We start from the raw sequence: 9,708 nt of genomic DNA on the forward strand, positions 1-9,708 counted from the left end.
GACAAAGAGTTTGTCGCTGACGGTCAGTAGTCAGCATCAGTGGTCAGTAACAAATAAAACTAACTACCGATTGCTGACTGCGGACAAAAATTAGTATGCGCCGTTATTTTTGGGAAAAATCACAACTCCAATTGTTTTGAAAACAATCCACATATCCATCCAAAGGTTTTTGTCATTTGCGTAATAGAGGTCGATTTGGACGCGACGGGGATAGGGAATGTCGTTGCGACCGGACACTTGCCACAAGCCTGTAATTCCAGGTCTTATGGTGAGAATTTTGTTGATGTGACGACCGTATCTCGGCAGTTCTTCTTCAACTAAAGGTCTCGGCCCGACGACGCTCATATCTCCTTTTAAAACATTCCAAAACTGGGGAAACTCGTCTAAACTGGTCATTCGTAAAAATCTTCCAATCCAGGTAATTCGAGGGTCTTGTTTCAGCTTGAAATTGTCCTCAAACTCTTGACGCAAATGCGGAGAATTTTCCATGATTTCCAGCAATATATCATCCGCATTTTCCACCATCGTTCTGAATTTCAGGCAATAAAACCTTTGACGGTTTTTGCCTACTCGTTCCTGTACGTAAAAAATAGGACCGGGCGAGCTTAAGGCGATTAAGAAAGCCAAAAGCAGGTAAACCGGAGCAAACAGGATCAGAACCGATAAGGAAAACAGGATGTCAAATAACCGCTTGAAAAGTTCTCCGTCGAGGCTCTGTAGAGAACGACTTATGCGTCTATCTCCTTGCAGGACAGACCCAAAACCGCGTCTTGCGATCGCTCGAATTACCTTGCCGGAGATTAGTTGGCTGTCGGCAGTCATCTTACTCCTTCACTTCACACCACACACAGTCCTGATCATAAAGCCTCAAGACGCTTTGTTCTCTCAATTATGTTGCCAATACTCAATTTTCTGCCTTCAGAAGGCTTCAAAAGGCAGAAGGAAGAAGGAAGATGGCTTCTCAACGCACCAGGAAGAAGGCACAAGGCACTGATGCAGAGGTCTTCTGAAGGCACTTATACAAAGGCAGAAGGAAGATTGTCCCGCTATCGGGTTCTGGCACCCTCAAGCCCCAGACTCGGTAAAATCACGGGATTGAAATTCCTGATAGCAGCGTTCCACAAAAGCTAGATAGCGCTGCCCAAAGACATCGGGGGCAAACTGTTGAGCGCGCAACCTGCTGATTTCTGGCTCAAATTTGCCTTGCAACTGCTCAAATTCCTCGACAGCTTCGACTAATGCTGCTGCGGTTTGGGAGGAAAAAAATAAACCAGTCCCAGTCTCTGGGTGTTGGCGAATGTCGAGCACTGTCTCCAAAGCGCCCCCGGCTGCATAGGAAATTACCGGTGTTCCGCAAGCTTGAGCCTCTACCAAAGCTATGCCAAAATCTTCGCAAGCTGCATAGACAAAGGCTTTCGCCTCTGCCATGTACTTCTCAACTATGGAGGCGGGCTGCCAGCCGAGCACTTGCACGTTGGGTTTGGCGAGAAGCCGAATCATTTCTAATTCTGGCCCGGTGCCGATGACAATGAGAGTATGCCCTAGTTGATTGAATGCTTGGACGATCGCACTTACGTTTTTGTAACTTACCAACCGACAAACCGTGACGTAAAAGTCTTGTTTTTGCCGCATCAAGGAAAATCGCTCGATATTTACCGGCGGATAAATCACCTCGGCCCGCCGCCGGTAGCACCGCCAAATTCGGCGCGCAGTGTGTTGAGAGTTAGCGATGAAATAATCAACGCGATTGGCGGAAATTACGTCCCACTGCCGCAGTCGATGCAACAAATATCGCGTCAGCAGACCTTGGATGCCCCGTCCGGCTTTGCTGCTACGCAAATAGTCAAAAGTTAAGTCCCAAGCGTAGCGCATGGGCGTGTGGCAGTAGCAGACGTGCATTTGCTGGGGACTGCTGAGGATGCCTTTGGCGACGGCATGGGATGATGAGAGGATGATGTCGTATTCTCGCAGATCTAGTTGTTCGATCGCGATCGGCAGAAATGGCAAATATTTTTGGACGCCGCTGCGGGCCTTGGGAAAGTGCTGCAAAAAAGTTGTGCCAATCTGTCGCCCGAAAAGATAGCTTTCGGGATTGCTTGATTCAAAGTCGATGAGGGCATAGACATCTGCCTCGTCTACGTGTTTGAGGATTTCCTGTACTACGAGTTCTGAACCGCCAGTAGCTAAGGGCGTCAACCATTCGTGAACTAGGGCGTATTTGAGTTTTTTCACTTGTATTTGTAGCCGATCGAACGATGTGTTAGCGCCAGTTCTGTCAATATTAATCTTACTGAGGGATAACTTACGCAATATCGCGGCATCAACCAGGTTTCTAGGTAGGTATCTTCAAACTGAGATGTTGCACCATTCTCAATTACTTGTTTAGGAACAGGCTTTTCGGCCTGTTCCACAAAGAGTGAATTTTCTTGTGGAACAGGCATCTTGCCTGTTAAGCGAGAATGGTGCTCTTCGGTGAGTCAAACCAAGGATTTTGGGAATAAACGGAGTTTTTGTCAAATCAGCCACAGCAAAACAGGACTTTCCGGCAGTGATTTCCCAGATTGTTGACAATTAATACTATTAGGCTCAATACTAAAGGTGATTTGCGATCGGCTAAATCTTCGGAACGGGCGATCGGCTCAATGTGGTGTAAGGAAAAAATGTCCAAATTTTTGTGGAAGGGACTTTTAGTTAGTCCGGCGGTATTGGCAGCAAGTTTAGTCGTATCTTCGACAGCCCTAGCAGCAGAGCAACCTGTAGAAATTGCCGCCACAGATCAAGCGAATCAATTGCAACTAGCAGGTGCTGCAACCGAGGTGGCAAAGTCTGAGACGGCAGCGGTGACAGCCGAACCAGCGTCACTAGCTAGCAACTTGACTGTTGAGACTATTGAGAAAGAAAGTGCGAACCTCTACGAGGGCTTTCCTTCGGATCGCAACGCTTTCGCTAACGATTTGAGTGCCCCAGTTGCCGAACAAGCAAAAGCACCCGAAAACGCAGTTGCAGCAGATTTAAGCGAAACCAAACCCGCAGTCGCGCCCGCCAATTTAAGTGCCGAACAACCTGTCGCGGAGCAAATCCCCGCAGTCGCGCCCGCAAACTTAAGCGAAACCCAACCCGCCGTTGCACCTGCTAATTTAAGCGCCCAAGAGCAGATTTCCCAATCGCCAAATCCAAGTGCCCAACCTCCAGCACAGTCAAATGTTTTAGAACAAATCAACGAATACAGCACAGAAGGCAGTAGCAGCGAAAATGCGGCCGGCCAAGTAACATCTGTTTCGCAACTTTCCGACGTTCGGCCCACAGATTGGGCGTTCCAAGCTTTGCAGTCTCTAGTAGAGCGCTACGGGTGCATAGCTGGCTATCCTGACGGCACTTTTCGCGGCAACCGGGCGATGACTCGCTACGAGTTTGCTGCAGGTTTAAATGCGTGTTTGGATAAAGTTAGCGAGCTGATTCAAGGCGGTTCTAGAAATCTGGTGACGCGAGAAGATTTGGCTTCTGTGCAAAGGTTGCAAGAAGAATTTGCGGCGGAATTGGCAACTTTGCGCGGCCGCGTCGATGCTTTGGAAGCGCGCGCCTCTGAATTAGAAGCAAATCAGTTTTCAACTACGACTAAACTCAACGGCGAAGTGATATTTGGTTTGGCGGGTATCGCCAGGGGAGAGGATGCCGAGGGCCGCGACGCTGATAAATCCACGGCTTTTGGCAGCAGGGTTCGGATCAATTTCGACACGAGTTTCTCTGGAGAAGATTTGCTGAGAACTCGATTGCAAGTTTTAAATTTGGGTTCTTTTTCTACTAATAATACCAAAACCGCTGAAGGGGAATTGCGGTTTAATGCTGGGCCTTTTGCCGAGGCTAGCAATACTGTAGGTTTAGATGCGCTGCTTTACCAATTCCCTCTCGGCAAAAACACTACTGTAATTCTCGAAGCCAATGCCGGCGCTGCTGACGATTTTACCAACACTGTCAACCCTTACTTTGATGGAGACGGCAGCTACGGCGCTCTTTCTAACTTCGGTACTCGCAACCCAATTTACTATTTGATTGGTGGTTCTGGTATCGCTCTGCGGCATCAGTTTGGGGAAAAACTCGAGCTGAGTTTGGGATATATGGCCGGCAACGCCGCGGACCCGACGCGGGGTAACGGTTTGTTCAACGGTTCTTACGGCGGTTTGGCTCAGTTGACTTTCAAACCCAACGAGAACATGGCTTTAGGTTTAACTTACGTTAATTCCTACAACGTCGTCACTGGTACCGGCAGCAATGCTTCTAATTTTCCAGTGCGTCTCGGTTCCTTCGGGCTCGACAGCGATAGCAATCTGCCAGTTTCTAGCAATTCCTACGGCGCGCAAGCTTCGTGGCAGTTGAACCGGAGATTTGCAATTGGCGGTTGGGCGGGTTACACCAACCAGCGCATTTTATCCAACTTGGCTACTCCTACGGGTTCTGTGCAGCGGGGGGATCAAAAAATCTGGAACTGGGCAGTTACTTTGGCTTTTCCCGATTTGTTGAAAGAAGGAAATGTGGCGGGGATTGTGGTAGGTATGGAGCCGCGGGTGACGAGTTCTACTAATCGGACTTTGCCGGAAGATAAGGATACTTCGCTGCACGTTGAAGGTTTCTATCAGTTTAAGTTGAGCGATAATATTTCTATCACTCCTGGTCTGATTTGGCTGACTGCTCCTGACCACAATAAGAATAATTCTGATTTGGTGATTGGGGTTGTCAGAACGACGTTTACTTTCTAGGAGCAGCCCACACCGATTTTAGATTTTAGATTTTAGATTTTAGATTGGCAGTTTTAATCTAAAATCTAAAATCGCTAATCTAAAATCGGTGGGGGCTTGGGTTTAATGTTTAAACAGAAACGACCAGCTTTAGCAAAAGCTGGTCTGCACAAATAGTTAAATCCGTTGTGTTCCCACAGTGTTTTTCTCACAGTGAGGAAACCCAAGTTGCACGTTTCTTTGCAAAGGGTTCTAAAAGAAATATCATCTCTCGTGAACAAACCTGACGGTCAACTGAGTACAGTTAGACCGCAGGCTTCTTTTTCCTTTTTTTCAAAGGCTTTTTATAGTGAGGTAGTTCCACCCCCACTTGCTAATACAGTATCAGAGTATTTCCCGATCATCAAGGGGTATAAAAGAATAATTGTCGCTTTGGATACCTACACCCGACGCTTCTTTCCATCACGCGGGCGTAATTCCCAACGGGGTACTTCGCGCCGCGCTCAGATTAATCCCCTCTAAATATACCGAGGGACTTCCCGGCTGGTAGTTAAGGGGTATTATAACAACAAAATTTAATTTTCTGTAATAAAACTTTACATTACAGACGGATTTTTATTTTTAGGACGATCGCACTTTCCGTCACTTTGTATAATCAAGCCTTGGTTGAAAAACCCGGTTCCTGCGTAGATTTATCGCTACCAAACCGTTTATTTTGGGTAAAAACCACGTTGAGATTGCCGATCGACCCTATTACTCACTTTGTATAACTCATGCCGGAGCTTGCTGCGGTCTACCCCAGACAATTCGCTCCTGCTTGTATACAACCATACCAGGTTTAGCACCTTTCGGCTTGTATACATATTTCGGTTCTGTATAAACCACGGGGACTTGTTCGCTGTGGCGGGCGCGACTGTAGTAAGCAGTCATGTCGGCGGCAAATTGCAAATCGGTTTCTTCAGCCACAGTACCGGGTGTGACACGCAGCAAAGCGTGGCTTCCGGGAATCTCTAGGGTGTGGAACCACAAGTCGTAGTCGTTGGCGGTGCGAAAAGTGAGTTGGTCGTTTTGGCGATTGTTGCGCCCGATTAATAATTCAAAGCCGCTGGGGGTTTGGTAGCGGTGAAATTCGATCGCAGCATTTTTGTCGGTACTGCGGTAATCTGGTACGTCTAGATATTTTTGCTGGATCAGTTCTTCGCGGATTTCGGCGAGGGTTTGCAAATCTTGCGTGTTGCGGTAGGTTTCCAATACCGAAAGTGCGACTTCAACTTGTTCTAAATAGTCGATTTCTTCCTGTACCGCGGCTAACAAAGGTTCTACTGCAATGCGAGCTCTTTTAAGTTTTTGGTGTTTTTTGTAGATTGCTTGAGCGTTTTGAACTGCGTTTTTTTCCGGGTTTAGGGAAATGATAACTGGTTTTTCGGTTTCAAAGTCGGGGAGAGAAATTGATTTCATTCCCGGTTCCCAATGCTGCAAATTTGCCATCAGCAAGTCGGCTTGGGATTTGTGGGTGTCGGCGTCTGCGGATTGCTGCAAGCGTTCTTTAAATGTGTTGGCTTTGAGGCGCAGTTTTGCGAGGACGTTGTTGAGTTTTTGGGTAAGCTGGTGCCGCAGTTGGGCGAATACTTCTTGATTGATTTCGCCTGTGTAGTAGCTGTTAAGTATTTCTTGAACCGAAGAGATGGAAGAATCAGAGGGCGGGCACGGGGACACCGCCCCTACATTGTGATTTTCTGGTGTCGGCCAATCGATGACGGTGTAACCTTCGGGGGTAAAACTCGGATGAAATTTGGAGTTTTCTAGGCATTGCAGCCAGTATAGCCAGCGCTGGAATAGTTGCTGCCATTGGTCGGGATTGAGGCTGTCGGTGGATTGTTCGGGGTCTAAAGAAGCCGATCGAATCATTGACAAAACTAAGGCTTTACTCATCCCTCGGTAATTCTTCAACAGATTGCCCTTTAATTGCCCAGGAACCAGGCTAATTCGTGATTGCCAGCGGTTTTGAGATTCGCTCAGACTAGGCACTGCATCGGTCAAAGACGGGGGCATTTCGTAGGGTTGCCCGGTTTGGATGGGACGGACGGTGGACTGTTTGGCGCTGACTTGGTGGGCGCAGGTGACAACGAGGTTGTCTTGGGCGGTGAGGATGACGTTGCTGTACTTCCCCATGATTTCGGCGTACAAGTGCCAGAGGGCGGGTTCTCCGGGGCGTTTGGCGAATTGCAAGTCGATGACTCTTTCCCAGGATGAAACAGGGGCGATGGAAACTAAGGCTAAACCGCTGAGTTGGTGCCGCAGTTGTTCGCTGAAGGTGAACGTGTCGGGAATGCGGGGCGGGGGGTCGCCGACGCAGATGCGGGCGGCGACAGGATGCCAGGAAAGGTCAATCCAGCCACGTCCTTTCATGGTGCGGAGGGCTAGGGACACGGTGAATCGATCGCGCTGGTAGACTTGTTCTAAGCGCGCTGGCAGCCATTGGGCTCGCAGTTCGCTGCAAGCTGCGGTTAAAGTTGTAAAGTCTACGGGTTGCACGGTGGCCTCTTTGCGATCGAACTATCTATTTCTATGCTGACAGATTTAGGTCGCATTTTACTAACTATAGCCTTTCTCAGTAACATGAGGTGCAGGCTTGATAAGCGGGCATAGGGCATAGGGCATAGGGCATAGGGCATACCTCACTTTATTTAGAACTGCTGTATTTACAATTATTGTTTGCTCTTGGTTCGCGTCCTACGCTAGGAAAGCGCTTCCATAATCCCGTTAACAAATAATCTCAATTCCGGTTGCATTGGAATGATTAAACCGCAGAGAACGCAGAGAACGCAGAGTCAGAGAACAGAGAGATGAATACAGGACGATGAAGGGCGGATTTGATATAACAAATAACTAATAAATATCTCCTAAAAAGCAGGTTTTGAATAGGCACGATGCCTGTTCGACAATAATTATGGGAGATGTCTAATAATATCAATTCCGGCTGCGGCGAAATGATATCATTAGTCATTAGTCATTAGTCATTAGTCATCAGTCATTAGTCATTAGTCATTAGTCATTAGTCATTAGTCCTCAGTCATTAGTCATTAGTCATTAGTCCTCAGTCATTAGTCAACAGTCAACAAGCACGGACGGTGCAACCGGAATCGATATAACAACTAACTAATAACTTCCCGAATCAATTCCAAATGTTTGTACAAAGGTGCGATCGTATTGGCGGCGATCGCCCCGCTAGCAGCAACAGCGGGCAAACCAATTCCCGGAAACGTCGAATCTCCGCAGCAAAACAGCCCCGCTAAAGGTGTTGTCGGCCCGGGAAACAAGTCGCTACCCGCCCGAATTCCGGGCCCGTAGGAACCGCGATGGCGGCGCAAAAACCGTTCGTGGGTTAGGGGTGTCCCAACTAAGGTGACTTCGCAGCGCGATCGAATATTGGGGATAATTCTCTCTAAGGCTTCCCACATTACCTCGGCGCGCGCTTGTTTTTGCAGCTTGTACTCTTCGCTGGTGCGATCGAGCTTTTGCCACAAATCGTAAGGCTCGTTTCCGGGGGTATATGCGTGAATGACGTGCTTTCCCGGAGGCGCAAGGTCGGGGTCGAGGAGGGAGGGAATCGAGACGAGAACGACGTTCTGAGGGGCGGAAACGCCCATTTCCCAATCTTTGACGAAGATGTAGTGACAAGCCAAGTCCGATCGCACTCCGGCAGCATCAATTCCCAAATGCAGGTGCATGAAGCTGTCGCACTCTGGCGTCGCCTGCCGTTCTTGCCGAAATCTTTGCGGGACAGAGGTTTCAGGCAACAGTTTCAGGGTATCCCAAACGGATGCGTTGGAGACGACGGCTTTGTGCGATCGAATTATTTTGCCCGATCGCAGCCGCACGCCCGCAGCCCGGTTGTTTTCCACCAAAACTTCTGCAACGTGGGAATTTAGCAGCAACTGCCCTCCGTGGCGCTCTAAACCGCGTACCAGGGCATTTACTAAAGCTGCACTACCGCCGATCGGATAGTCCAAAACTGCATTGGGGCGATACCAGTCGGCGAACATGAAAGCGACTTCGGCTGCGATCGTTCCGTCGGCGGGAAGTCCAGACAGCAGGAAACACAACAAATTCAGCCAATTTCGGACAAACGGATCTTTGACGTTTTTGTCCATAATTTTGCTGAAAGGGCCTGCAAGTGCGATCGCGTCGCCAGCACTTTGCAGGAAAGCCGGCGCAAATTTGCCGAGGGTAAAAACAGCGCCTAAATCGAAGCGCAAAGCCAGGGAGGGCAAGGCTATGGCAGCTTTGGCGTAGGGTTCCATGATGCGCTGGAGTTGCTGCCATTCGGCGACTGCTGCCGCGCCGCGCAGTCGTGCGAGCACTTCGCCAAATTGACTCGCACCAACGGAGGTGTCGAAATCGCCTTCTGGCAAACAGCAACCCCAGGTATCGTAGGTGATGCAGGGGAGTTTTTCGCCGATCGCATCCAAAACTTGCCGCAGCGGATTGGCAGACGGGCTGTAGGATAATCCTGAGTACAGGGAGGGCCCGGAGTCGAAGCTAAATCCGTCGCGTTCAAAACCGTGTGCGGCGCCGCCCGCGATCGAATGGCTTTCGCAAACCACAACCTCAAAGCCATAGCGGGCAAGCATTGCAGCGCAAGTCAAGCCGCCTATTCCGCTGCCGATGACGATGATTTCTGTGTCTGTGGGGGCGATCGCAACCATGTTTTTCTCCGCTACTTCAGCTAATATTATCAATGTCTTGCAGCTTTAGGACTTAGGCATTTAACTGTAGGCTCGATCGCCCCTAGCCCCCCAAAACACAAGGGGGGGGACAAGAAGCAAGCAGTTGACTGTAGGCTCGATCCCCCCTAGCCCCCCTTAATAAGGGGGGGACAAGAAGCAGTCAAAGTCGGGAGCATAACACTTATGCGATGAGTAGAAATACTCACCAATACTATGTCCCTCATTAGTCCATAATTAAATATGTT

6 protein-coding genes are annotated in these 9,708 nt (G+C 49.0%); 1 reads left to right on the forward strand and 5 read right to left on the reverse strand.

All coding sequences use genetic code 11. The annotated features are described in order from the left end of the window. Positions 1 to 90: 90 nt before the first annotated feature. From QT992_RS22385 to QT992_RS22395, 3 genes are all read right to left on the reverse strand, one after another. The gene (locus QT992_RS22385) at positions 91 to 822 is read right to left on the reverse strand and encodes a sugar transferase (protein ID WP_333315322.1); all 732 of its coding nucleotides are present in this window, start codon (positions 820 to 822) and stop codon (positions 91 to 93) included. 243 nt (positions 823 to 1,065) lie between these two features. Beyond that, positions 1,066 to 2,232 (reverse strand): glycosyltransferase, encoded by a 1,167-nt coding sequence (locus tag QT992_RS22390; RefSeq protein WP_333315324.1) that lies wholly within the window; start codon positions 2,230 to 2,232, stop codon positions 1,066 to 1,068. Continuing rightward, positions 2,229 to 2,441, reverse strand: coding sequence for a hypothetical protein (locus QT992_RS22395; protein WP_333315326.1), 213 nt, complete (start codon positions 2,439 to 2,441; stop codon positions 2,229 to 2,231). Before QT992_RS22395 ends, QT992_RS22390 begins: the two co-directional genes overlap by 4 nt. Positions 2,442 to 2,660: 219 nt before the next feature. On the opposite strand from QT992_RS22395, the gene QT992_RS22400 reads away from it, so the two are divergent. After that, complete coding sequence (locus tag QT992_RS22400) at positions 2,661 to 4,754, forward strand: iron uptake porin (protein ID WP_333338380.1); 2,094 nt, start codon at positions 2,661 to 2,663, stop codon at positions 4,752 to 4,754. Between the two features lie 750 nt (positions 4,755 to 5,504). On the opposite strand, the gene QT992_RS22405 is transcribed toward QT992_RS22400, so the two are convergent. Together QT992_RS22405 and QT992_RS22410 are read right to left on the reverse strand one after the other, a co-directional pair. Next, positions 5,505 to 7,268 (reverse strand): NFACT RNA binding domain-containing protein, encoded by a 1,764-nt coding sequence (locus tag QT992_RS22405; protein ID WP_333338374.1) that lies wholly within the window; start codon positions 7,266 to 7,268, stop codon positions 5,505 to 5,507. Positions 7,269 to 7,888: 620 nt separating this feature from the next. Further along, a complete protein-coding gene (locus QT992_RS22410) occupies positions 7,889 to 9,442 on the reverse strand; it encodes an NAD(P)/FAD-dependent oxidoreductase (RefSeq protein WP_333338383.1) in 1,554 nt (517 codons plus the stop codon). Positions 9,443 to 9,708: the final 266 nt, after the last annotated feature.

Origin of the sequence: Microcoleus sp. T3_D1 (assembly GCF_036700405.1) — a bacterium.
Taxonomy (GTDB): Bacteria; Cyanobacteriota; Cyanobacteriia; order Cyanobacteriales; family Microcoleaceae; genus Microcoleus.

Bases quoted from the DNA above. Each gene is read 5' to 3' on its own strand.
- QT992_RS22400 (WP_333338380.1), top strand. From the start codon at position 2,661: ATGTCCAAATTTTTGTGGAAGGGACTTTTAGTTAGTCCGGCGGTATTG.
- QT992_RS22385 (WP_333315322.1), bottom strand. From the start codon at position 822: ATGACTGCCGACAGCCAACTAATCTCCGGCAAGGTAATTCGAGCGATC.
- QT992_RS22395 (WP_333315326.1), bottom strand. From the start codon at position 2,441: ATGCCTGTTCCACAAGAAAATTCACTCTTTGTGGAACAGGCCGAAAAG.
- QT992_RS22410 (WP_333338383.1), bottom strand. From the start codon at position 9,442: ATGGTTGCGATCGCCCCCACAGACACAGAAATCATCGTCATCGGCAGC.